At 52.0% G+C, this 23,690-nt stretch carries 17 protein-coding genes; 10 read left to right on the top strand and 7 right to left on the bottom strand.

What is annotated here, in order from left to right; translation table 11 throughout:
* Positions 1–31: 31 nt before the first annotated feature.
* From SPI6313_RS02600 to SPI6313_RS02590, 3 genes are all read right to left on the bottom strand, one after another.
* The gene (locus tag SPI6313_RS02600; protein WP_072619585.1) at positions 32–1,861 is read right to left on the bottom strand and encodes a CHAT domain-containing tetratricopeptide repeat protein; all 1,830 of its coding nucleotides are present in this window, start codon (positions 1,859–1,861) and stop codon (positions 32–34) included.
* Positions 1,862–1,874: 13 nt separating this feature from the next.
* Positions 1,875–3,293 carry a DUF1822 family protein gene (locus tag SPI6313_RS02595; protein WP_072619584.1) on the bottom strand — a complete coding sequence of 473 codons (1,419 nt, stop codon included), beginning with the start codon at positions 3,291–3,293 and terminating at the stop codon, positions 1,875–1,877.
* A gap of 68 nt (positions 3,294–3,361) precedes the next feature.
* Positions 3,362–4,630 (bottom strand): hypothetical protein, encoded by a 1,269-nt coding sequence (locus tag SPI6313_RS02590; protein WP_139276462.1) that lies wholly within the window; start codon positions 4,628–4,630, stop codon positions 3,362–3,364.
* A gap of 450 nt (positions 4,631–5,080) precedes the next feature.
* Here SPI6313_RS02590 and SPI6313_RS02585 point away from each other — a divergent pair, with 450 nt between their 5' ends.
* Positions 5,081–6,901, top strand: a complete 1,821-nt coding sequence (locus SPI6313_RS02585) for a DUF8201 family protein (RefSeq protein WP_072619582.1) — start codon at positions 5,081–5,083, stop codon at positions 6,899–6,901.
* Positions 6,902–7,338: 437 nt separating this feature from the next.
* On the opposite strand, the gene SPI6313_RS02580 is transcribed toward SPI6313_RS02585, so the two are convergent.
* On the bottom strand, positions 7,339–8,118 hold the full coding sequence (locus tag SPI6313_RS02580; RefSeq protein WP_072619581.1) for a metallophosphoesterase family protein: 780 nt from the start codon (positions 8,116–8,118) through the stop codon (positions 7,339–7,341).
* A gap of 296 nt (positions 8,119–8,414) precedes the next feature.
* Between SPI6313_RS02580 and SPI6313_RS02575 the strand changes: the two genes are divergently transcribed.
* The 4 genes from SPI6313_RS02575 to SPI6313_RS02560 all read left to right on the top strand — a co-directional run bounded on the left by SPI6313_RS02575 (position 8,415) and on the right by SPI6313_RS02560 (position 11,208).
* The gene (locus tag SPI6313_RS02575) at positions 8,415–8,999 is read left to right on the top strand and encodes a MiaE family protein (protein WP_217650478.1); all 585 of its coding nucleotides are present in this window, start codon (positions 8,415–8,417) and stop codon (positions 8,997–8,999) included.
* A 50-nt stretch (positions 9,000–9,049) separates the two neighbouring features.
* Positions 9,050–9,877 (top strand): 4-hydroxy-tetrahydrodipicolinate reductase, encoded by an 828-nt coding sequence (gene dapB, locus SPI6313_RS02570; protein WP_072619580.1) that lies wholly within the window; start codon positions 9,050–9,052, stop codon positions 9,875–9,877.
* A 10-nt stretch (positions 9,878–9,887) separates the two neighbouring features.
* Complete coding sequence (locus SPI6313_RS02565) at positions 9,888–10,610, top strand: phosphate ABC transporter permease (protein ID WP_072619579.1); 723 nt, start codon at positions 9,888–9,890, stop codon at positions 10,608–10,610.
* 61 nt (positions 10,611–10,671) lie between these two features.
* On the top strand, positions 10,672–11,208 hold the full coding sequence (locus SPI6313_RS02560; RefSeq protein ID WP_072619578.1) for a tetratricopeptide repeat protein: 537 nt from the start codon (positions 10,672–10,674) through the stop codon (positions 11,206–11,208).
* A gap of 37 nt (positions 11,209–11,245) precedes the next feature.
* On the opposite strand, the gene SPI6313_RS02555 is transcribed toward SPI6313_RS02560, so the two are convergent.
* On the bottom strand, positions 11,246–13,960 hold the full coding sequence (locus SPI6313_RS02555) for a DNA methyltransferase (protein ID WP_072619577.1): 2,715 nt from the start codon (positions 13,958–13,960) through the stop codon (positions 11,246–11,248).
* A gap of 894 nt (positions 13,961–14,854) precedes the next feature.
* On the opposite strand from SPI6313_RS02555, the gene SPI6313_RS02550 reads away from it, so the two are divergent.
* From SPI6313_RS02550 to SPI6313_RS02535, 4 genes are all read left to right on the top strand, one after another.
* Complete coding sequence (locus SPI6313_RS02550; RefSeq protein WP_175551047.1) at positions 14,855–16,513, top strand: iron uptake porin; 1,659 nt, start codon at positions 14,855–14,857, stop codon at positions 16,511–16,513.
* 130 nt (positions 16,514–16,643) lie between these two features.
* The gene (locus SPI6313_RS02545; RefSeq protein WP_217650477.1) at positions 16,644–17,774 is read left to right on the top strand and encodes a phosphotransferase enzyme family protein; all 1,131 of its coding nucleotides are present in this window, start codon (positions 16,644–16,646) and stop codon (positions 17,772–17,774) included.
* The gene (locus SPI6313_RS02540) at positions 17,771–18,310 is read left to right on the top strand and encodes a DOMON-like domain-containing protein (RefSeq protein WP_072619575.1); all 540 of its coding nucleotides are present in this window, start codon (positions 17,771–17,773) and stop codon (positions 18,308–18,310) included. Before SPI6313_RS02545 ends, SPI6313_RS02540 begins: the two co-directional genes overlap by 4 nt.
* Positions 18,307–19,011 carry a sulfite exporter TauE/SafE family protein gene (locus SPI6313_RS02535; protein ID WP_072619574.1) on the top strand — a complete coding sequence of 235 codons (705 nt, stop codon included), beginning with the start codon at positions 18,307–18,309 and terminating at the stop codon, positions 19,009–19,011. Before SPI6313_RS02540 ends, SPI6313_RS02535 begins: the two co-directional genes overlap by 4 nt.
* Here SPI6313_RS02535 and SPI6313_RS02530 read toward each other — a convergent pair.
* A complete protein-coding gene (locus SPI6313_RS02530) occupies positions 19,008–19,457 on the bottom strand; it encodes a response regulator (protein WP_217650476.1) in 450 nt (149 codons plus the stop codon). The genes SPI6313_RS02535 and SPI6313_RS02530 overlap by 4 nt on opposite strands.
* A gap of 826 nt (positions 19,458–20,283) precedes the next feature.
* On the opposite strand from SPI6313_RS02530, the gene SPI6313_RS02525 reads away from it, so the two are divergent.
* Positions 20,284–21,291, top strand: a complete 1,008-nt coding sequence (locus SPI6313_RS02525; protein ID WP_084668858.1) for an NAD(P)H-dependent glycerol-3-phosphate dehydrogenase — start codon at positions 20,284–20,286, stop codon at positions 21,289–21,291.
* 143 nt (positions 21,292–21,434) lie between these two features.
* On the opposite strand, the gene SPI6313_RS02520 is transcribed toward SPI6313_RS02525, so the two are convergent.
* The gene (locus tag SPI6313_RS02520) at positions 21,435–23,672 is read right to left on the bottom strand and encodes an MASE1 domain-containing protein (RefSeq protein ID WP_072619572.1); all 2,238 of its coding nucleotides are present in this window, start codon (positions 23,670–23,672) and stop codon (positions 21,435–21,437) included.
* Between the last annotated feature and the right edge of the window lie 18 nt (positions 23,673–23,690).

The raw sequence follows: 23,690 nt of genomic DNA, 5'->3' as shown, positions 1-23,690 counted from the left end.
AATCAATCGGTGAATTCAGTTAGCCCGTGAATCACTTTAAGCTGCTGCTAAGACGTTCTTCAGACATTTTTTTCCACTCTAACTCTTCTGGGTATTTAGGATCAGCATGATCTCGACAATACTCCCAATACTCAATCGCTCGCTCGGTTAAATGAGAGATCTGCTGTGCATCTTCAACTTGTGCTAACAAGCAGTGAGCGGCGACCCCACTCTCGTATTGAGAGAGCGCACCCAAGAGATATTGTCTAGCCTCATCATGTTGGCCTTGTAGCAAGTTAATCCATCCCAGATTTTTGTGAATCGCATAATCAAGTAAGATGGACTCACTCTTCATCTCTTGGCAAGTATATAGAAGTGACTCAGCGTGATCATACTGCTTTGTTTCCATTAACCGAAATGCTTTGTTATTGCAAGCGACCGAACTGCCTTGATCGATCGCCAAATCGAGATAATGATCTACTTTATCGGGTTGCTGCACAAGTGCATAGTAATAAGCCATATTAACTAAAGCTTCAGGGTTATATTTGTTAAAAAATAGGGCAAAATTCAAGCTTTTTATTGCACAATTCAAATCTTCTTGATTGATACATCGAGAACTTTGTCGAGAAAAATAGCTAGAAAGCTGTGGACTGAGAACAAACCCATATAAACAACCCATCAAAATGCTCAGAATACTGATTAGAGCGTACCTTAATCTAATGCCTGACACGGTGAATGTCTGTGCCGGTTGAGCTGGTTTAGTTTGAGTCTCTAGTTTGTTAATTCGCAAGTCTTGCCAGGTTAGATCGGGGGAATCGGTTTGTTGGCACAATACGGGTAAACCACTGGCAAAGGGAAAGTCTTGTTCTAGGTGTTGGAGACGTTCTTGGGCTTCACGGACGGCGAGGGAGATGGGTTTGGGGTGTGCTGGGTCGGCGAAGGATGTGAGAAAGGCTTCTAGGAAAAATTGGGCGGCTGTGTCCGGGATGGGTTCTCGCATGACGATGGTGGCGGGGAGATTGAGGTCAGCGAGGTCGGCGGCGAGTTTGAGGCCATCACAGGAGTTAAAGATGGCGAGTTTTAAGCCTTTCTGAATGGCTTTGGTGAGGGCGTTCCGGAGTTCACTGATGGTGACGCGATCGGTTTTATTGAGATAAAGTTCGCCCACTCCTCTGGGGTTTGTGCTGGAACTGTGTCCGGCAAAGAAGAGGATGTCGGCTTCGGCTTGCCAGAGTTTTTCGCCTAATTCAGCGCAGGTGATGCCGATGAGGGGGTCGAGGATTTGTGCGTCATGGGGGAGTTTGTCTTTGAGGAGTTCAAGGTCGGCTTGGATGTCGATGCCGGTGCTGTCGCCGAGGATCGGGAGAACGCGGACGAAGGGTTTGAGGTTTTGGGGGGGGATGTGGTGCGATCGCTGCGGGAGACATAGGGCAATGCCTCCATATTGATAGCGATTCAATAAATGACAAAAGTGCCAGGGGAGCCATTGCAGGGTTGCGTTGTTGGTTCGGATCAAGAAGCGTACTGGCTGGGCAGGATTCAGATGGTGCAATAGGTCTTCGCGGATCGGTTTAAATTCTGGGGACTCTAGCCATGTATCAAGGTGTTGGGTGAGATCGTTACAGGTGTCTCGAATCGACAGATGGGTCGGTTCATTGAGGAATTTCAGGCTGCGAAAACTTGCGGCAGGGCCGCAACATTGCTGTTGGTAACGCTCTCGTAGTTGCTCATAGGCGGATTGTAAGGCGGGGTGGGGGGGGAGGGTGGCATCGGTTTCGAGGTGCTCGCTGGCTGTGTGGATTTCGGCGTTGATGCTGAATCCTTGCTGATCGAGAGTACCGGTGCTGAATCGGAAGATGACCTGTTGTGTGGAATCAAGCATGAGGTTTTGTTCCCTAGACCGTAAACAGTTCGCTGACGTGCTGATCGTCGAGGATGATTTGGACTCCAAACTGGTCGTTTGTTTGTGCTGTGAAGGCAATTTGCAAGCGTTGGGTGTGTTGGCGCGATCGCTCCTCTCGAAACACAGTTCCCGCCGGATCGGTAATGACAAGTTGCAAATTCACAGGCAAACTCTCGCCATCACGGACGGAGCGCACCTGCACTTGAATATTGGTCTCCTCGGCTTCTGGCAACAAGGTTAGCACTAACAGAATCGGGGTTTCATCCAAACGCAGCCCCAGATCAAGAATTTTGCCGCGCCGCACACCGGCATTGGGATGGGTGGGTTCAATCTTGCCCAGGCTAACGGCAGCCTGACGGCGTAACTCGATGTCGGAGGCGGTGTGCTGGAGGGTGGCCAGGGTCGCGATCGCCTCCCGATCCCCTTGGCCGATTTGCCCTAAGAGATAGATCGCCGAAAGTTGAGTTTCCTTATCGGGCGAGGTGCGGAGCACATCCAATACGCCCGGAACCGCGTCCGGAAATCGAGTGCTGGTATTGCGGCGATAGTCCCCCCCAAAACGATAGGCTAAGGTCGGTTGGGTACTGTGCCAATCGGCCGCGAGCACCTCTAAGGTTTGCCAGCTTTGCGTAACGGCTTGCTTGACCTTCGCTTCAACCGCGCCGAACCATTGGCGCAGAGGAGTCCCGGCAACGGCGGGGTCAGATCCTTGCATCCGGGCGCGGTAGAGTTGCGATCGCCACTGAGGCTGCACAAACAAAGCCCCCCACTCGGCAAAAGGCAAACTGAGGCGAGGTTCAGACTGACCCCCACAGAGTTGGAGCCGATCAGCCTGCACCTCCGGCGACAACAGAGGAAGGGTCGCAAGAGGGGCGCGACGCTTCCCAAAAAGCAGTTGAGCGCAGAGCAGCAGCGTCAGATCCGTCACCAAATCCTCCGGCTTCAGTTCATAGACACAATCTGGCTCATTCAACTGACCCCGCTCGCGAAGCGTTTGATGAGTGGCATAACCCGTCACGGTTAACCAACTCTCCCCAGGGTAGATATCCAATTCAACATTCAGATAGTAATCCCCCGCAAAATCCGGTAGATCCACCCATTCCCGTGGAATCACAAACCGTTCTGCCTGCAATCGTTCGGTCGCCAGGAGCACGAACCGAATTTCCCCCCAATCGAAAGCAACCCCCGGAATCTCTTCCCAAACGGCCGCCCGTTGCTCTGGGGACAAGCAGGGGCTGATCTCCTCTTGGCCATGGGACTGTAGCCATTGGCACAGGGTGACCAGAACCACATGATGACGATAGGCTCTCCACGCTGCTGCGGTGTGGGACTGTTGAGCAAGCATCGTCTCAGCATGGGCGATCGCCGTCGGCGGAATCTCCAAAACCAGCGGTTCAGGTTGAGAGGTCATAGGGTGTTGAAGTTGAAGCATTCTGATCTCCTTGATATCACATAGACAATTAGACGAGTACAAGGGCATCACCCATTCTCTTGCCGAATTTTTTGCGCCCAAAGCTCAAGAACAGCCTGCATTTTTTTGCACATCCCATTACTTAAATAGCTTGGATTCAATACCAGTTCAAATTCTTTTTGCAACCAGTGACTTAAAACAACCGTTATTTCTGTAATGATTTCTACTGTTATACTTGCAGTGTAGTCGTTCGTTAGGCTCGGCTTAATTAGAGTTGAGTAGATCCAGTCCTGATAATAGGTTCTTAAGAGTGGCTCTAGTTTTTTATGCTGTGCTTTGGCAATTTTTTGAAAATCAGGATGAGTTTCATCATTGGGTAGACAATGACCAAGCCCTTCTTGTATTTCCTGGGAAAACTCATGGAGGCATTCTAAAAAAAGTTGTGTTTTAAAGGATGTCAGGCGGCGACAAATTGTGCTTTGGGTCACCCGTTGATGATTACCGGCCAGAATTTGATCCACACCGGACTGGCCGATATTGAATCCATACCCAATAGACATCACATCCCACAGCGTTAACTGACTAGGATGCAGGGTTTTTAACTGTTGAGCCTGATGCTGTTGCTCCAGGTTCGCTAGACTTTGAATAACACGCTGCCAAATACGATGCTGCTCAACTTTATACTGAGTCATTTCAGCTTGGATAGCCTGTTCTTTTAACGCCAACTCCTCGGCTTTATGGTGTACAGCCCACGCCCGGTCATCGTCAGACGGAGATTGTGCATCCCCTAACAACTGCACTGCACCCAATTGTGCTTCAAACTGTGCGCCAAACTTTTGCCGCAGCCAGTCTCGACCCACTCGATAACAGATTTTATTGATATAGCTTTTGGTCGTGTATTTGGGGTCAAAGTCCTTGAGGGAGACTTGTGCTTTTTCTAAGTTTGTAAATGGGGTTGCGATCGCATCAAACAAATCCGTCCAGGCATAAACCCCTTGGGGGCATTTCGTTTTAAACCACCACTGCTTCGCCAAATAATAAAAATCAACCTGATAAAAACAGCATAAATGCCGTAGGGCTTGGGACTGTTCCCCGAACGACATTGTTTTGGAGATCACCCGCTGAATAAAATAAATGAGCCAATCTACTCGGCCATAGTTCGGATACTGAGCACTCAACTTCACCATGTTTCGTTTCAGCCGCAGTTCCACACCCCATTGACTAACCGTGCGATTGTTTTGCTCCACAAAAAACAAACATTCTGAAAACTGAGTCACAAAATCCTCTTGACGCTTAGGAGGTGGCCAAGGAAGCTCACGATCATGGCTCACAGACATTTAAACTCCCTATCAACTAGAACACTAAACTGAATCAAGAGGGATTTTTTAGCCCCATTCCCCGATCCTATGCCCTATCGTTTTGGGTTCCTCGTCTTCCGCTCACCCATTCAGGTTAAGCAAAGCGGGTGTCTGCCCAAACAATGAGGCTACCGCTTTATTATCTAGGTCACGTTCTCAAATTTTATGCGGAGGGTCATTTTAATACAGCTTGTTCGTTCATTCCCCTCACCCCAAACCCCTACAGGATTAGCTCCCACTGGGCGAGGGGCTTCTGATCTGGACGTGATGATTTCTAAACAAGCTGTATCCCATGGAACGTGTGAACAACGACAGACCCTCACCACACCGATCCCTAGGACAATGCGATCGCACCATTCGGCCCATTCCGCCAAGATGAGACGATATGCTTAAGGGCGGACTCTTTCGCTCACCCGGTTTGATTGTGTTATGGTTGCGCTTCTCCTGGCTTGGCTGATTTTAGGGTTTGGGGCGAGTAGCATTGGGGTGAGGGTGTTGAACGGTTTTACCATTGTGCGGATTCCCCGACGGGGCGATCGCTTCATCCTCGCCCTCTGGATCGGGTTATTGATCCTCCCGTGGCTGTTGCTCACCCTCTCCCTGCTGATGCCCCTCACGCCTTGGGTGGGGGCGATCGTGCTGTTGTTGGGGGCGGCGATCGCCCTGCGCCATCCCCCCAGCCGTGCGGAACTGCGCCAGGCTCTGTGCCGGATCATCGCCCTCCCCTGGCCGTGGCGGCTGGGTCTGCTCAGCCTTGGTGCGATCGTTGCCTTCTTCGCCTCCCAAACCATCATTTGGTTTGATACCGGCCTCTACCATTACCAAATCATCCGCTGGTTTTCCGACTATGGAACCGTCCCCGGCACTGCACTGATTCACAGCCGCTTTGGACTCAACTCCTCCTGGTATGCCCTTGCTGCCCCTTTTCATTTCGGCCCCTTCACCGAACGAATGGGCACAGTCACCGGCGGGTTTGTCCTCTGTTGGGGTCTCTGCCACATCGCCATCACTGTTCGTCGGATCATGAACCAAACCAGCCACTTCACCGACTGGTTTTTATGCCTCGCCTTTTGCTGCGTGATTCCAACCCTGTTTTGGTCAACCCTTCCCTTTGGCAACTCTCCCGATCAGCCGGTGCTCTTTCTCACCCTCATCCTGGCCTGGCTAATCTTGGTGATTGCCCGCCAACCTGCCCACCCAGCGGATCAATCGTCCCTGCTGCTGCTGTTGATCATGGCGTTGGCGATCGCCCTCAAACCCAGTGCGCTGCCCTTGGCGTTTGTGGCGTTTCTGTTCCACCTCGGTCAGGGGCGATCGCCCTGGCGCACCCGAATCATCCGAGGTGTTGCCCTGCCGACGCTGCTCGTCTTGCCCCTTTTCGCCTTCAACCTCACTACATCGGGCTGCCTCCTTTACCCCTCCCCTGCCCTCTGTTTTGACCTGCCCTGGGGTGTGGGCAAAGCGATCGCCCTCTGGGAATATCAAAGCATTCAACAATGGCATTTTTGGATCGGCGATCGCGCCATCGATGCCCAGCCCTGGGATTGGGTGCTACCTTGGACGGATTTTGAAGGTCAATTCATATTTTTAACCCTCTGTGCAGCGATCGCCCTGGGGCTGCTCCTCGCTCACCCTCGTCAGTATCCCATTCCCGGCAAACCCTACCTCATGCTGTTGGGGGTTTTGGGGTTGGTCTATGTCTATTCGTCTGCACCCAGTTGGCGATTTGGAGCCGCCTATGGCAGCCTCTTACCGGCATTCTATCTGGCGCGTCACTGCGAACAACCATCCCGCTGGTGGTCGCTCACCGTGATCGTCGTTGCCGGAACCGCTAACGCTTGGCTCGCGCCGCAGTCGTCTTCATTTTTAGCGATCGCCGTCGTCACGGGACTCTTCGCCCTGTGGTTATTTTTCCATGCCCAGCGGCGATCGCGGCTGATCTTCTTTGCGGCCTTGGTGGTGGTGTCCTTTGGGGTGATGGGGCGACACTATCGCGCCACCTATACCCTGCTCAATCACGCGATTCAACTGAATTGGCTCGTTCCCCCCGCCTTGAGTGAGGATTATGATTTTAGGAATCTGGACATGCGCCACAGCAACGATGTGACGTATTTCGTCCCGGCAGATGGTCAGAGTTTATGTTGGGATGCACCGCTCCCCTGTACCTATCAACTCACCAATCAAAATATCCGGCTACGGGTTCCAGAACGGGGCCTCGCCGGGGGATTCGTGCGGGTTGACCGGGATTGATGGGCGATCGCCCTCCACTGGCGGGCAAAATGGGGATCACGAGCAGCAGGCAAGATGCCCGCACTCCTTAAATCCTTGGATATGACTAGTGGACTGTCTAGCCTCAGATGGCAAGTAACTTGAAGACTGAGGGAAGTCGAAGTCTGGTGCTCCGGGGTTCGACTCTGCTCACTCCTCTGGATAACAACTCACCTTTTTAAGCTAGACAAGACACTCGCCCAAGGAGGGCGACTCAAGTCGCTCGTGTCGTCTTTCATCCCCGCAATCAATTGACGGAGAGGAAAAACTCCCGCACTATTTTCGTAAGCTCTAGCCGACTTCAGCGATTAGCCTGGGGTTGAAACCCCAGGCGGGACTTGGCGACCCTCTTCAAGAATGGCTTGATAAAATTCCGACACCATCAGTGCCCCCACCAGACCCGTTAATCGTTGCAGCGCTCAACGCATCATCATGCGGCGGGGGAAGATGCGGTTGGGGTTGATGGTGGTGGTGGCTTCGGCGAGGTCGAGGGTGCGGAGGCGGTGTTGGCGGGCGTTGACTTGGTAGACGCGCTCGCGGGTGAGGTCGAGGCCCGTGAGCCAGCCGCTTTGCCGGTGATAGGCTCCGGTGTCGATGTCGAGCCAGCCGGGGCCTTGGGCGAGTTTGCCGGGCATCACGCCGGGGAGGGTGAAGGTGATCGTGTGGCCGGTGATGATCAGTTTGTTTTTAAAGAAGGGTTCTTTGCTGCTGTGAAATTCGTCGCGAATCCAGCAGAATTGGTCGGCGGTGTGTTGTTCAATGGGGATGCGGGGATCAACGCCGGCATGGACGAGCCACACATCGCCGAGGTCGAGGTGGGTGGGGAGCGATCGCATCCAGTCTAGATGTTCCGGCAAAACGCCTTTGGAGCCGTAGCTGTTGAGGGTCATGTTGCCGCCGCTATAGAGCCAGGCTTGGCGGGAATGCTCTTGGTTGCCCCGTGCATCTACCACATCGAGGAGCATTTGTTCATGATTCCCCAAGAGGCAGTGATAGCGGTTGGATTTCACAAATTCCACCACTTGGGCACTTTTTGGCCCCCGATCCACCAAATCCCCCACAAAATACACCTGATCCGTGCGGCTAGGCGCGATCGCCTCCAACAGGATCATCAGTGCATCGTAATGGCCATGGACATCTCCGATAAAGATGCGGCGCTGTTGGGATTCGGATTCAGAACTGGGGCGATGAAAGGTCATAGATTTTCGAGCGATGGGGCAAGGAATGACGATAGATCAACCTGAGACATGAATTTGAAGCGTTGGGAGTACCGTGCAGGCAGTAGGAACACAAGTGCTGTCAAGTTTAAAGGGTTATTCACTCAAGAGCATCTGATATTTTTAGGCTCTGTTCACAACGTTGACGACATCCACAGGACAGAAGAATTCTTTTTAAGTCCACGATCGCAAAAATTATCAAAATTCCTCTATGTTGGAATGAAACGCGAATTTTGTCGCTTTTTCGTTCCGTCTCCATCGCATCAGCGGTAACCCTCGTGACCACGATTCAAATTCTTCAGCACCCAACATCGACAGCCTGGCTAGACCAAGCCATTGCTAACCTTGACACCATTTTACTCGACCACTCCCATTGTGAGCGCAAAGCAGCTTCAGCGGCGTTGAATTTAATGTTTCGCTACCCCTCCAGCCGGGTGTTGTTAGATAAGCTGACCGCGATCGCTAAAGAAGAGTTGGATCATTTTGCCCTCGTCAATCAATGGCTGGATCGCCGTAATATTCCCCTCGCGCCGTTGAATGCGCCCCCCTATGGCGCAGCGTTGCGATCGCTGATTCGTCGCAACGAACCGGATCGGATGCTGGATTTTCTGCTGGTGTCCTGTTTGATCGAAGCGCGATCGCATGAACGCCTCGGCCTTTTGGGCGACCATTGCCCCGACCCTGAACTGGCTGAATTTTACCGGAGTTTAATGGCTTCCGAGGCTCGCCATTATGGGATTTATTGGGTGTTAGCTGACACTTATTTTGATCGCGAGGTGGTGCAGTCACGATTATCAGAATTAGCGATCGCCGAAAGTGAGATCCTCAGCACCCTCCACCCCGAACCCCGAATTCATAGCTAGCCGCCCCCCTGTACAATGGAATCTTGCAGATTAACTGAGTCGTATCTTCTATGACCTCTGAAGCTTCAATTCCGGTGGTAATTAATGGTGTCGCGGGCAAAATGGGCCGCGAAGTGCTCAAGGCCGTCATGGCAGCGGACGGGATGCACCTCGTTGGGGCGGTGGATCGTTCCCCCGATGTGGTGGGCGAAGATGCCGGAATTGTGGCCGGTTGTGGGCCGGTGGAAGTGCCGATTTTAAATGATCTGCAAAGTGTGCTGGTGTTGGCGACCCAAGAGCCGGTGCAAGGGGTGATGGTGGACTTTACCCATCCCGATGGTGTGTATGAAAATGTGCGCAGTGCGATCGCCTATGGTGTCCGTCCCGTCGTGGGCACCACCGGCCTCAGCCCGGAGCAACTCAACGACCTCGCCGCCTTCGCGGAAAAAGCCAGTACGGGCGCGATCGTCGCCCCCAACTTCTCCATCGGCGTGATCCTGATGCAACAGGCCGCCCTCCAAGCCGCCAAATATTTCGACCATGTGGAAATCATCGAACTCCACCACAACCAAAAAGCCGATGCCCCCAGCGGCACCGCGATCAAAACCGCCCAAATGCTCGCCGAACTGGGCAAACCCTACAACCCCGCCAGTGTCAAGGAAACAGAACACCTCACCGGAGCGCGGGGCAGTTGTGCCGACGAAAATATCCGCATCCATAGCGTCCGCCTCCCCGGCCTCATCGCCCACCAAGAAATCCTCTTCGGCTCACCGGGCCAACTCTACACCCTCCGCCACGACACCACCGATCGCGCCTCCTTCATGCCCGGTGTGATCTTGGCGATTCGGAAGGTGACGGAATTGAAAACCTTGGTCTACGGCCTAGAAAAAGTCCTCTAATCGTTAGCCCATGCTAGTCCCCATCACCCGCGAAAAATTTGAGCAACTCGTGCCTGCGATCGCCACCGGGGCCCAATATGCCGCCGTGTGGGGCAGCATTCAAGACATCGTGCGGCGGGTCTTGATTTCGGTGATTGGGATGGTGGCGTTGCTGCTATTGAATGTCCTGTTTCAAGGCGGGGCGGGGGGCTTGAAATTTTTCCTGGGGATCATCGCTGGGCTGTATTGGCTCTGGGCCCCGGTCTATTGGGCCAGCCTGCGCAACAGCAAGTATCGCCGCTGGAAATATAGCGGCTTTTGGCGCGGTCGGATTTTGGATGTGTTTATCTCCGAAGACCTGATTCGGGAAGAGGAAACCTTTAACCAGCGCGGCGAGTTGGTGATTGTGGAAAATCGCGAGCGGCGGATTAACCTGGACATTGGCGATCGCAGCGGCTTCCGTACCCTTGTCCAAGCCCCCCTCCGACGCAGCCATAAACTGCTCAAACCGGGGCAAAAGGTGGAATGTCTCGTCTTTTCCAATCAAGCCGACCTCAGCGAAATCAAAGAGGTGAGCGATCTGCATATTCCCAGTCAAAACCTCTGGGTGGGCGAATATCCCTGTTTGCGCCGGGACTTTTTCCTCAGCCTCAGCGCCGACCTCCGCCGCCAAGCTCCCCCACCCCCCGATCGCCGTCGTCCCCCCATGCGCGATCGCGCCATTCGACCCCGATCGCGCCGCGACGAGCGTTAGCCCACCCATTGCCGCTAACCCCCCATAAAACCCCTATAATGAACTCCCCTTTACTGTGACCATGAACGAATTTTTACCCACTCTTTATATTCTGATTTTGTTTGTCTTAGTCAGCGGTGCAGCCATTTTTGTCTTTCGCCAAATTTGGCGCACTCGTCAGCAAGAACGCCGCTTTGAAACCCTCCAGCAAGCCCTCACGAAAGCCGACTGCACCACCAAAGACTATTACGAATTCGGCAGCCTATGCCTAGACAAAAAACTCTATGTCCAATCAGTTTTAGTCTTTCAACGGGGCTTAAAAGCTGCGGAAAAAGAAGAGGTGGAATCCGAAAATATCGCCCTGATGTACAACGCGATGGGGTTTGCCTACTTTGCCCAAGAGCAATATGATCTCGCCATTCGCAACTACAAGGAAGCGATCAAACTCTACCCGGACTATGTGATCGCCCTGAATAATTTAGGAAATGTCTACGAAAAGAAAAAACTCGTCGCCCAAGCTCTCAATGTGTACGAACAGGTGCTAGGGTTTGACCCCGATAATGCGATCGCCAAAAAACGCGCCGAATCGATGCGTAAACGCCTCGCTCCTACGAGTTAAATCGTTAGCACGGGCAAGGCTAAACTAGGCAAGGGGCTTAGGCCCCTTGTTTCACGGGGGGGCGATCGCTTGCCCATGGCCCGATAATGGGTTCTTTCTGTTGTTCTTTGGCGGCGAGTTCTAGATTGAGGGTGAGGAGTTTTTCTAGGATGTCGTCGTTGGGGGTGAAGCCGTAGGCTTTCATCACCAGTGCATCGAGCTTTTTGTGATGTTTTGAGAGTTTGCTGGTGGGTTCATGAAAGTAGTTGTTATAGAGCGTGGTGATGCCACACTTCTCTTTTTCCATACGATCACTGCGGTACTCGTGGAGTGCGATCGCAGCCTGTCGGATTTTTTCGGTTAATTTGACTGTGGCGGTCTGGGGAAAGGGGAAGGTTTCAAAGCAAGTGTTGTGAGTGTAGCGGGTATCGCCCTTCAGGGTAGAGCTTTGGGCTTTGACCCATTGGCGGTGAATATCTGAGGTAAGAATGCCCAAGATGTAGAAATCATCAGAAGCTACTACTGTTGTGGAATCAGCCGGAAGCCAATCAGTGTGACAAGGTAAAAAAATAAACCATTTAGAATGTCTTGGAATTGCAAAGTAGCAAGAGAGTGGCGCGATCGCTTCTCGCATAGCTGGCCGCTTTTCACCAAATTTCCACCAATTTTCACGAGTTACAATTCTACGATTCTTATCGCGTTCTGGCTTTACATAAGTTTTAATATGCTCAAATGGAGCTTTGTAAAATCTTGCATCTTCTATCGACATATCATTAAAATCAATGATCATACGCTTAGGACTGCCATTAATACAATCTGTTAAATCACTAGCTGATACTGAGGGCTTCAAAACATCTTTGTTTTTTGAATCAGCTTTTATCCATGCTTCTGCCTGTTTGGGTTTGATGTAAAAAGCTTTACCGACTGGAATCACTCCTTGAAAAGAATAATTTTGATTGCTTTTAAGCCGTGCTGCCCCCGTGACATCAATGCAGGTTGTGAGTGAAGTGTTAATCCGTTGCACGACTTTCTGATCCAGTCGATATTCGTCTGGCTCTTGTTTGACCCAATTCACCAAGCTCACATGAACAGCAGCAGCCCCACTCCACTCCTGGGTAGAAATAGCGTTGTGAATATAACCATCGTTGGTGGCAATGTACTCCAGAGATGCAGTTCGGCTTTTTCCTTGACTAATTGAGTTCGTCCCGACTAAACCTGCACGGCCCTTAGTAGAGATATGGTCATGCGCTAAACGAAACCAATAGGAGCAAAAATCAACAGAATCTTTAACATCAGGGAAAGCCCGAAATACTTGGTCTATATAGTCATCATTTAACGTCATGCGGACATTTTTCCCACCCAAAAACGGCGGATTTCCAATCACCGCATCCGCTGCCGGCCACTCCGTAAACAACGCATCAGCACAAACAATATTCTGATCCAACTGGCTCAACGGTAAAGCATCTTCCCCCATCCCCCACTCATCAATCGCCATCTTTCGCGCAATCATCAACGTCACCCGCGCCAACTCCACCCCAAACGGGTTGATGTCGATGCCATAGAATTGCAGCGGTGTCACCAATCCCTCGCGAGGCATACCGCCAAACCCCTTAATCTTCTGCCCCAACTCAAACTCGATACGCTTCAACTCCTGATAGGCCATGTAGAGAAAATTACCAGAGCCACAGGCGGGGTCGAGGACGCGATACTCCGAGAGTGCGATCGCAATCTGTTCCAACTGCTCCAAGCTGTTCGCCGCGTCGATTTGGTCTTCCCAATATTGGTTGATGGTGGGGCCGACAATTTTCATGATGTCGCCCTCGGATGTGAAGTGCATCCCGTGGGCGTGGCGTTCTTCGGCGTTGGCGGTGTTCTCAAAGATGCTGCCGAAAATGGCGGGTCTGACTTTTCCCCAATCCTCCCGTGCTGCGTCACGCAGAATTGAAAGCTCTTTCTGCTCCAACTCAATCGGATGAATCGTTGAGAACAGTCCACCGTTGAAATAGTCCACCCCTTGATAGCGTCCGGCTGGGGTGATGCCGGGGGTGTTCATCTCCCGAAATAGGCCACCAATCACATCGTAAGAACTGCCGCCATCCTGACATTCCTGCACACAGGACACAAACATATTGGTGGGCAGTAGTCCCCGGTCTTCGGCAAACATCGCCATCACACATTGCAATGTAAACCGTTGGGCGGTCAGGCGGTCAAACTGCTTCGTGCGCTCTCCCCGTTCGGCTAGGGCAATGAACAGTTCCCCCATCCGCTTGCCTGCTTTCTCCGTCACTAAAACTTGGTTATTGCCAAAAACGGGAGCTAATCCCTGGCCATATTCCATGAACGTGAATGCACCGCTCCGCTGCGGTAGCTCTACCAATGGCACACGATCCATCGGTTCACTCACTTGCTGGTCAAAGTCGTAGATCCAAAACTCGTCAAAGTTGCAGAGGATGACGTAGCGGGGTCGGTTGGGAACGGCTTGCACCCAATATTCGCGGGCTTGGGCAAAGTGTTCTTTGAGATTCACCCCTCGGCTTTTCATCTCGATCAACACCTTCGGCTTCCACATCAAGTCTGCAAACCCGGTGTTTCCTTTCTTGCTACCAGATGCGATCGCTTCCTCAAAAGTCGCTCCGGCTTGCCGTGCGCCCTCATGGCCAAACGCTCGAAAAAATTCGTTTAGGAATGTCTGGGCTTCGCCGCGCTCTCGTCCGGTGATGTAGTCTTCGCAGAATTTGACAAACGTCTGAAGCGATTCAGGGGTGGCGGTCATGACAAGTCCCGTGAGTTTTTTCTGATCATACAACCGGATCAGGGGATGGCTCGAAAATAATCTCTTCGTAAAATTCCTCGATCGCCCCACTAGAAATTAATACTGGTAATACTGGCCAACGTGACGCGATCGCCCTCCCAATAGCTGAGAATCAACCCATCCCCCCCCTCATTGTTATGATAAATATCAACTAAATATCAATTAAATATCAATCGCCATCTCCTCAAAACTCACCAATCTGAGTACAGGACAAACGTTGAAATGTACAGCAGAATCTTGATTTTGATGGGGTGGGAGCAGCCTGCTCCCTATTTTTTCTGATCCCAACGGGCAAGATGCCCGCACGACAAACTATAGATTTTTAGGGGGGAGCATCCCACTTTATCAACAAGGGACTTAAGCCCCTTGCCTGTTCATAAATCAAATAGGATTGCCATAGTCAAGCACAGTATGAAGAAATTGTGCTCCAGGGCACACCCAAAATCGCCCAAGCGATCGAGGCGAATCCCATCGTTCGACATACCCTAAAACCGGACTCAATGCAATCAGAATGCACAGCCAAATGGACAAATCACAAAGGCCCCTAGAAGCGTTGGCGTTCAGTCAATGTCCTAGCCCTACTCTCACCCAAATCAGCACCTCATTTCTGCATCATTCTACCGTTTACCCGCATCGCCCCAAGTATGCAAATTTTTCATAAAAATCATCAAGGCTTGACATCTTCAAAATTAAACCTGTATTCCAGACTACATTAGCTACTAGAAATCTTTGTTAATTTGCTTACGCCTCAGTATTTTTTGATACTCCTGTTAATGGTGTGAGATGATGAACAAAGCTCCAAGCTATGGACTGCTATCTGGCTTGTTGGGGGTCGCAACTACCCTCTCCTTCGCCATGCTAGACAATAGCGCTGCTCACGCGAATCCGAGTCATGTCCTAGCGGATATCGAAGCGCTCAACCAAACCTCTGCAATGTCCCAGGTGCGAGGTGTTTCGGAACTGAGTGATGTTTCGCCAACGGATTGGGCCTATTCTGCCTTGAGTGACTTGATTGAGCGTTACAACTGTATCGCTGGCTATCCGAATGGGACGTTTCGGGGTAACCGCTCCCTCTCCCGCTACGAGTTTGCCGCCGGTTTAAATGCCTGCTTGCAACAGATTGAGCGCCTGATCGCGGAAACCAGCGCAGATTTTGTCACTCGCGCCGATCTCGAAACCGTCGAGCGATTAATGGCGGAGTTTGAAGCCGAACTCGCCATGCTCAGCACCAAGGTTGATAATCTGGAATCCCGCGTTGAATTCCTCGAAGACAATCAATTCTCCACCACTACAAAGTTGCGTGGTAATGTCTTCATGCACCTGAATAATGCATGGTCTGGGGGGAATATTCTCGCCGAAGGAACCAGCCCTTTTAATGCTTCACGGGATGCGACGGGCGCAACCACACGCCGCACGATCACCGATGATCCAGAACTGACCTTCCAATACTTGACCTGGTTGAACTTTAGTACTTCCTTCACTGGGAAAGACAACCTCGCGATGCAGTTGGCGGTGGGGAATGGTCGCGGGCCGGCGAATAACTTTGTTTCGGCGGGGCTGTTTAATACCTGGGGGGTCACGTTCACTGACCAAAATAGCGGCAATGATAATGAAGTTCGGATTCGTGAATTGTTCTACCAATTCCCGGTTAACGACAAGCTGCACTTGGTGGTGGGGCCACGGATCAACTGGTATCGCTATTTTGATGGCAACCGCTACAGCAATATTTTCAAAGGTGCGGATAGTTTTAACTCTGGCGGCGGCTCTTTGATTAATACCCTCGATCGTGGGGCGGGTGCTGTGGCGTTGTTGAACTTGAGCGACAAGCTGAAGTTTAATGTGGGCTATTTGGGCGAAAGTACGGAGTTTTTATCGGGCCCGAATTTCAATACGGCGGCTAATGCCAATGAGGGGCTGTTTGCGGGGACCTATACGATTAGCGGGGAGTTGACCTATTCGCCGCTGGATGACCTGAATTTACGGTTTTTGTATACGCGATCGCGCCTCAATGCGGTGGGAGGTCTTCTCGGCGTAGGGGGTCAGAGTGAACCCTTGTACGGGTTAGCTGATGATGGTGCGGACGGCAATGTCAACGATGGCAATGCTGACACCTACAGCTTTAACTTCGACTGGCAACCCCTGGATTGGCTCGGACTCTTTGGCCGCTATACCTATGGGAAAGTCCACGTCACCCCCGCCAACCCGACGATCAACGATGGTCACATCATTGGCCAAGCGGTGCAAGCCGGTCTCGCCTTCCCTGACCTGGGCAAAGAAGGTTCATTGCTCACTTTCTCCTATTTGATTCCCTTTTCTGTGCTCGATGGGCGTGAGTTCATCGTTTCTGGTGCAGGGGATGGCGGGATTCAATACGAATTTGAAGCGAACTACTTCTATCCGGTGACGAATAATATCGCCCTGGTTCCGTCGTTCTTCTGGATTAATAACCCGAATAATTTTGGGTCTAATCCTGATGTTTATGTGGCGAACCTCCGCGCTCAGTTTAGTTTCTAAAGGCGCGATCGCTGCTCTGAAGCATTCTCAATCCTCTCCTTCGGAACACCCTGCACGCCTGATGCTTGGAGGGTGTTTTCTTGGGCTGCGGTCAGGATAAACCGTGGCTGTGGGACAATGCTGAACATCTTTGATTTTTTTGGAGTGTGTCCCTGTGTCCGATGCGATCGCCCCTGCCGATGCTGCGGCTCATCAATTCCAAGCCCCCGGCGCGATTGAGTCGGTCTGTCCCTTTGGCAGTGGCAATGTCAACGACACGTTTTTAGTGCGCTTGCAGCATCCCCAGGCGGATCACTTTATTTTGCAGCGGTTGAATACGCGGGTGTTTCAGCAGCCGGCGGCGGTGATGGCGAATATGCGCATCTGCACCGCAGCGATGGCCACGGCGTTACAGGGTGAAACCTTGCCCCCAGGGCGACGCTGGGAAGTGCCCCATGTGCTGCCGACCCAAAGCGGCGGGGATTATTATCAAGATGCTCAGGGGTCAGTGTGGCGAGCGATCGCCTTCATCGACGGTATCGCTAAAGACTGCATCGAAACCCCCACCGAAGCCTATGAAGTGGGCTACGGGTTGGGGCAATTTCATCGCCTCATCCAGGCTGTGCCGCCCGATCGCTTGGCCGATACCTTGCCCGGTTTTCACATCACGCCGCTGTATTTGGCCACCTATGACCAAGTGGCCGCCCACAATGCCCCGCCCCGGTCGCCGGAATTGGACTATTGCCATCGTTTCATTGCGAAACACCGGGCGATCGCACCCATCCTCGAAACCGCCAAAGCTCGCGGCGAATTGACCCTCCGACCGATTCACGGTGACCCGAAGGTGAATAATCTCCTCCTCGATCCGACGACAGGCCAAGCGATTACCCTCGTGGATCTCGATACGGTAAAACCGGGCTTAATTCATTACGATCTAGGGGATTGTTTGCGATCGGGCTGTAACCCATTGGGGGAAGAAACCGCAGCCTGGGAAACGGTGGAGTTTGATTGCGATCGCGCCCAAATCATTCTCCAAGGCTATCTCGACATTGCCCACGACAGCCTCACCCCCGCTGATTGCCATTATCTTTATGATGCAATGCGGCTGATTGCCTTTGAACTCGGTCTGCGCTTTTTTACGGACTACCTAGCCGGAAATCGCTATTTTAAAGCCCTTGACTCAACCCACAATCTACGGCGAGCCTTGGTGCAATTCCAACTCACCGCCAGTATTGAAGCCCAAATTCGTCACGTTTCGACGCTAATTCAGTCCCTCCTATGACCCAGTTTTTTACCCTCCATCCCTTTGACCCTTGCCCCCGACCCTTGAGCCTCAATGGCACTGTTTCCTACCGTGCGCGTCAACTCTCGATTACCTACCATCTCCAAGGGGATTTAAAAACAGTATCTCTGCCCTCTCCCCACCATGATCCGCAGCGGCGCGATCGCCTTTGGGAATCCACCTGTTTTGAAGCCTTTTTTAGCCGCCCGGAGCACGATAACTATTGGGAATTCAATCTATCCCCCGCCGGCCATTGGAATCTTTACCATCTCACCAACTACCGCGCCAGCATCAGCCCTGAGCCTCAAATCGCCCCACCCGTCAGCCAAAGCCATCGCCAAGATCAGAGTTTTCTCCTCACCTTCACCCTCGATTTAGCCCATCTCTTACCGGCCCATCAACCGATTCACCTCGGCATCACCACCGTTCTGCAAACCCAGGATGGAACCTGTTCCTATTGGGCCTTGACCCATCCGGCTCCCATTCCTGATTTTCACAATCGCCAAGGTTTTGCGATCGCCCTTCAGCCCGAATGACCATCGCCACGATTTTTTTCATCGCCATCCTGATGCAGTCCAGCTTTGGCTTTGGAAGTGCTCTGGTGGCGATGCCCCTACTCTCCCTCGTGCTCGATCTCAAAACCGCCTCGCCTCTTTTTGCCCTGGTTGCCCTCACCATCAATAGCGTTATCGTCCTCCAAGGGTGGCAAGCCATCGACATTCAGGCGGTGTGGCGCTTAGTGGTGGCAACTTGGATCGGGATTCCTCTGGGGGTGGGGATGGTTGCGATCGCCCCCACCCCCTGGATCACCACCGGACTCAGTCTCTTTTTAATCCTCTTTGGCCTCTATCGCCTGATTCGCTGGCCCCTCCCCACCCTCAAATCCTCCCATTGGGCCTATCCCTTTGGCATTTGTGCCGGGATTTTGGGCGGCGCGTACAACACCAACGGCCCCCCGATTGTTCTTTACGGCATCATGAACCATTGGCCGCCCCAACGCTTTCGCGCCACACTCCAGGGCTATTTTTTGCCCACAGGCATCGCGATCGCCCTCACCCAAGGCTTCAGCGGTCTATGGACAGCCACCGTTGGTCAGCTTTACCTCACCACCATCCCCAGCACCATCGTTGCGTTGTACTGTGGCCAGTGGATCAATCGCCACATCCACCCCCAACAGTTTGAGCGGGGTCTTAGCATTCTCTTGATCCTCCTCGGTGGCTTGTTGCTCTACCGTTAAGCCCGCGAGGCAAAGGCTGAGGCAGCGATCGGCAGATGAACCGCATTGCTCAAGTCTGCTGATTGGTTCCAGCCCGCCGCTTGGGAAATCTGAAGACCGAGTTCCGTCGGATCAAACGGTTTATGCAAAATGGCCGCCACGTTCAGATCGCGATCGTGGCGGTGTTCTTGGAATTGAAGTTTGGCGGTGAGGAAAATGACCGGAATATCCCAGGTGTCGGGGTGTTGGGCGAGGTATTGTCGGGTGACAAACCCATTCATTTCCGGCATCATTACATCGAGCAAAATGGCATCGGGGCGTTCAGCGATCGCCACATCAATACCGGCGACCCCCGAAGCCGCCGCTGTCACAGTCCAATCCATCATGACTTGTAAACTGAGCGCGGCAACCTCACGGATATCGGCTTCATCATCAATAATGAGAATGTGTTTAGGGTGTGTTGACATGGTGTTTAAGTCCATGGTGGTTAAGGCCCAGAGTGGAGGACAGCGTTAGGCGAAACAAGTGGACTCTGAATCATTGCATCAGAGCTTGTTTAAAACGTGTCTTGAATAGCAAGGCAAGGGGCTTAAGCCCCTTGTTTTCATTGAGTGAAGCTCATGATTTGGATCTGAGTTTGACGTTTCAAACAGCCTCTCAGAGAGGCCATCCCCTAAGCATGATCAGTCATCTAGCGATGGTGGGTTGTGGTAGCCCAGTAGTGAAATCAGGGAGTTCAAAGCCTTTGTTTTTCGTTGTTTTTTGTACTACACCTTGATCCCTACCCGGTTCTGAATGATGAAGGCTGGCTTCAGTGGGAGCCGGTATTAAAAATATCCGGTATTAAAAATATTAAGAACACAGTTGCAACACTGAAATTCCTTTGCATCCAAAATAAACGGTACTTGTGAAAATCTTGTGAATAGATCAAAGAAACTCCCATCCGTAGGCTCTCCCATCCGTAGGCTGGTAATTGCGCAATTAGAATCAGTCCTGATCGTAAATCGTAGTCAATTGTAGGTGGGTTGGGCGGCTTCAAACCCCGCCATCACTGCGATTCAGCAATCCGCCGTAACTCACCGATTAGCGATCAAGACCGATCGCACCAAACGGCTTCGCATCTATCTAAAGGGATAAATCGCGAGATGGCGCGATCGCTGAATTTATGTCCCATGAATGAAACATTGGCGTGAGTGCGTGCTGTAGAACTAATGAAGAACGGGCAATCTTCACGATTCAACCACGATTCAACCACGATTCAACTGTTCTCTTCAATAATTACGCCAAAAAGCAATGGTTAACACCCTACCTTCTAAAGGTTCTCTCGCTGTTCAACAGACTCGTCTGACGAACACCCTAGCACCGTTCTATAGTAAAACCGCCGCTGAGCCACGGTTAACAGTGATCGGTGCAGGTGCGTGGGGGTCTGCATTAGCGACGGTGGCGATGCGCAACAATCACGCTGTCAAGCTGTGGTCTCGTCGCCAAAGTGAACCCTTGGCAAGTGCGATCGCAGAGGCAGATGTGCTACTCTGTGCCGTCTCAATGAAAGGCGTGCCCAGCGTGATTGAGCAGATCAAAGCGTGTAACTTGCCCAAAACAAAAATTATTCTCACCGCCACAAAGGGCCTAGACCCTGCGACGAAGCAAACCCCGTCCCAAATGTGGCAAGCCGCCTTTCCAGATAATCCTGTCGCCGTGCTGTCGGGCCCGAATCTCTCACGGGAAATTGAAATGGGTTTACCGGCGACCACCGTTGTGGCTAGTCAAGACGAAGCTGCGGCTAAAGTTGTACAAGACATCTTTTCATCCGAAACCTTCCGCGTCTATATCAACACCGATCCCCTGGGGACTGAATTAGGGGGAACCCTGAAAAACATCATGGCGATCGCCGCCGGTGTTTGTGATGGTCTGAACCTAGGAACCAACGCCAAAGCCGGACTCCTTACCCGCGCCCTCCCCGAAATGATGCGGATTGGGACGCACATGGGTGCATCGAGCGAAACCTTCTTCGGCTTATCCGGTTTAGGGGATCTCCTCGCCACCTGTGACGGGGCGCTTTCCCGGAACTATCGCGTTGGGTTTGGCCTCGCCGAGGGGAAAGACCTCGAAACCGTCTTGATTGAACTGCAAAGCACCGCCGAAGGGGTGAACACTACCCGTGTCCTTGTGGAAATGGCCCGCACTCACCGTATCCCGGTTCCCATTGCCCGCCAAGTGTGCCGCCTGTTGGATCATGAAATCAGCCCCATGGAGGCAGTACAAGCCTTAATGGAACGGGAACTCAAGGCTGAATATTAAGACACAATCTGTAAGACACAATCTGCAAGAGCAGGCAAAGATAGAAGCTGCAACCGGGCGAGTTATCCTCGCCCGGTTTGGTGCGATCGCACCCCCAGCACCCCCATCTCAAATCAGATCAAACCCATCGCGTCAAGAGCCTCTCAATTCACACCAGGCTCCACCCCACCTAACCAGCGTTCAATGATGCGGCACAGCTTGGGAAAATCTGCGATCGCCGTTTGGAGGGTCTCAATGTCAAACTCCGCCACATGACAACTCAAATCCTGGGCATAGTCACACAACAGTTGACAATCATACTCCGCCCCCAAACCCTGCAAACTTTCAGAAAAATCCCGAATATCACTCATGATCAACGTGCGCGAAACATGCAGCCAAGTGGTCGCCTCTAGTTCATAGAGCTTACAGAGGAACAGATCCTGCGCGATCGCCAAGCTCGGCGGAATTTTTTCCGGCATCGCCATCACTAGGGTGTCCTGGGTATCCCCTGCCGGCCTATTCAGGGGATCTAGCATCGGTTCTGACGCTAGATCTTGAACGAGGTTTTCAGGGGCTGGCAGCACGAGGGAAACCTGGGGAAACACAATCGTGAAGGTACTGCCCACGCCCAATTCACTGGTGAGGTAAATCTGCCCACCGAGCATTTGGGTGAGGCGTTGAGTCAGGGCTAACCCCAAACCCGTACCACCGTAGCGGCGACTGTGGTGGCCTTCAAGTTGACGGAAGGCATCGAAAATAATGTCCTGCTGATCAGGGGGAATCCCAATGCCGGTATCCTGCACGATCAATTCCAGTTGGATCACTTGAGGATCGTCAGCAGCCCGCGAACGTTGCACAATCAGTTGCACCGTCCCTTTTTTCGTGAATTTAATGCTGTTGCCGATCAGATTAAACAAAATTTGGCGCAACCGGGCCGCATCAAACCGAATCTGTTCCGGGACATTGGCCCCCACGTGGTAATCAAACGTGATGTTTTTCTGGTGGGCTGTGGCGGCAAAAATGCGGTGAATATCCCGAATCAGCGATCGCACCGTAATCACATCCTCCCTTAATTGCAGCCGATTCGCCTCAATTTTGGCCAAGTCCAACACATCATTCAACAACCGCAGCAACGTTTCCCCACTACGCTCCATCAACGTCAAATTTTCCCGAATTGTCTGATGATTAAGACTTGTCGCATCCTGGTTCATCAACTGACAAAACCCCAAAATAATATTCAGCGGTGTCCGGATTTCATGGCTCATATTCGCCAAAAACTCACTCTTAGCGCGGTTCGCATCTTCCGCCGCCTGTTTCGCCATCAGTAAATCTTCATTTTGCGTGATCAGTTGTGTCTTTTGTAGCTGAAGTTGGGCTTGAGAATGCTGGAGATATCTAACAACCCGTTGTTTTTCAATCAACGTCGCTGACAAGGCAAGAGCCGTAATCACCAAAATGCTCAGAAAACATTGCAGCATCATGAGGGAAACCTGTAAGTTATCCGGAGACAACGAGGTCAGTTGGTTTGAGGTCAATGGGTTTACGGTGCCATAAATGGCAATGATCGAAATCAACAGCGTAAAACCGGACACTCCAATTTGTCCCAAACGAAAGGCCGCCACAATTAAACAGGGAATTAATAAATAATCAATCGGATAGCTTAACAAAAAAGCCCCATAGCTAATGCCTAGGGTCACTCCGAGCAAAACAACACCCTCGAAAAACCATTGCTGAGCATTTTGAATCGGTTGTTCAATGGCGAGCCGCAGTTGCTCACTCAGCCAGCGTCGGGTTTTGGCGGTTCGATTGTAGCGAGTCGCCCGTAGCCAGCGGATCGCATCTGATCCAGATAGACAAAGGGGCGTGACCAGTAAAATCCCCGTCACATTAGAAATCCACCACATCATCCAGGCATTGAGGCTGTTTTGGACGGCCACAGTGTGATCCAAGCTCAGGGCGAAGATCCCGACAGTGGCATTGAGCAAGGTGCTGAGGATGGCGGTGAAGACCACAAACACAAAAATATCGCTGGTCTGGTTCAGGGGGTTCCGGCGACCGATGGTATGACGTAACCATTGCACGCCGAAATAGGTTCCGGCGGTCGTTCCTGTGGCAATGAGACCCACTTGGAGTAGATCTAATACCCAGATTCCTAGGGTGTGGCCATGCACAAAGGCTGACCAGTTGGCCAGAATTGAACCTATCGTTACCCCTGGCAAGATCCAATAACCAAAGAGCAAGACCATGCCCACGCCTAGACCGTCGGGAAACCAAATTGGCGTGATGGATTCTGGCGTGGATGCGGCATAACGACAGAGGGCTGATAAGGCATAGTAACCCAAGGCTAGACCGGTAATAGCAAGAGTTCGCTGGTTTCGATTAGGTCGCCATGAGATTTTCATCGATTAGCTTGGGCACAA

The organism is Spirulina major PCC 6313 (genome assembly GCF_001890765.1).
GTDB lineage: Bacteria > Cyanobacteriota > Cyanobacteriia > Cyanobacteriales > Spirulinaceae > Spirulina > Spirulina major.
Note: the sequence above shows the minus strand (reverse complement) of the source record. Positions and strands in the feature narration are given on the sequence as shown.

What these genes read in the sequence shown, in the direction of transcription:
- SPI6313_RS02520 (WP_072619572.1), bottom strand. Translation starts at nt 23,672, where the DNA reads ATGAAAATCTCATGGCGACCTAATCGAAACCAGCGAACTCTTGCTATT.
- SPI6313_RS02555 (WP_072619577.1), bottom strand. Translation starts at nt 13,960, where the DNA reads ATGACCGCCACCCCTGAATCGCTTCAGACGTTTGTCAAATTCTGCGAA.
- SPI6313_RS02560 (WP_072619578.1), top strand. Translation starts at nt 10,672, where the DNA reads ATGAACGAATTTTTACCCACTCTTTATATTCTGATTTTGTTTGTCTTA.
- SPI6313_RS02525 (WP_084668858.1), top strand. Translation starts at nt 20,284, where the DNA reads ATGGTTAACACCCTACCTTCTAAAGGTTCTCTCGCTGTTCAACAGACT.
- SPI6313_RS02540 (WP_072619575.1), top strand. Translation starts at nt 17,771, where the DNA reads ATGACCCAGTTTTTTACCCTCCATCCCTTTGACCCTTGCCCCCGACCC.
- SPI6313_RS02580 (WP_072619581.1), bottom strand. Translation starts at nt 8,118, where the DNA reads ATGACCTTTCATCGCCCCAGTTCTGAATCCGAATCCCAACAGCGCCGC.
- SPI6313_RS02550 (WP_175551047.1), top strand. Translation starts at nt 14,855, where the DNA reads ATGCTAGACAATAGCGCTGCTCACGCGAATCCGAGTCATGTCCTAGCG.
- SPI6313_RS02535 (WP_072619574.1), top strand. Translation starts at nt 18,307, where the DNA reads ATGACCATCGCCACGATTTTTTTCATCGCCATCCTGATGCAGTCCAGC.
- SPI6313_RS02590 (WP_139276462.1), bottom strand. Translation starts at nt 4,630, where the DNA reads ATGTCTGTGAGCCATGATCGTGAGCTTCCTTGGCCACCTCCTAAGCGT.
- SPI6313_RS02595 (WP_072619584.1), bottom strand. Translation starts at nt 3,293, where the DNA reads ATGACCTCTCAACCTGAACCGCTGGTTTTGGAGATTCCGCCGACGGCG.
- SPI6313_RS02600 (WP_072619585.1), bottom strand. Translation starts at nt 1,861, where the DNA reads ATGCTTGATTCCACACAACAGGTCATCTTCCGATTCAGCACCGGTACT.
- dapB (WP_072619580.1), top strand. Translation starts at nt 9,050, where the DNA reads ATGACCTCTGAAGCTTCAATTCCGGTGGTAATTAATGGTGTCGCGGGC.
- SPI6313_RS02530 (WP_217650476.1), bottom strand. Translation starts at nt 19,457, where the DNA reads ATGTCAACACACCCTAAACACATTCTCATTATTGATGATGAAGCCGAT.
- SPI6313_RS02585 (WP_072619582.1), top strand. Translation starts at nt 5,081, where the DNA reads ATGGTTGCGCTTCTCCTGGCTTGGCTGATTTTAGGGTTTGGGGCGAGT.
- SPI6313_RS02565 (WP_072619579.1), top strand. Translation starts at nt 9,888, where the DNA reads ATGCTAGTCCCCATCACCCGCGAAAAATTTGAGCAACTCGTGCCTGCG.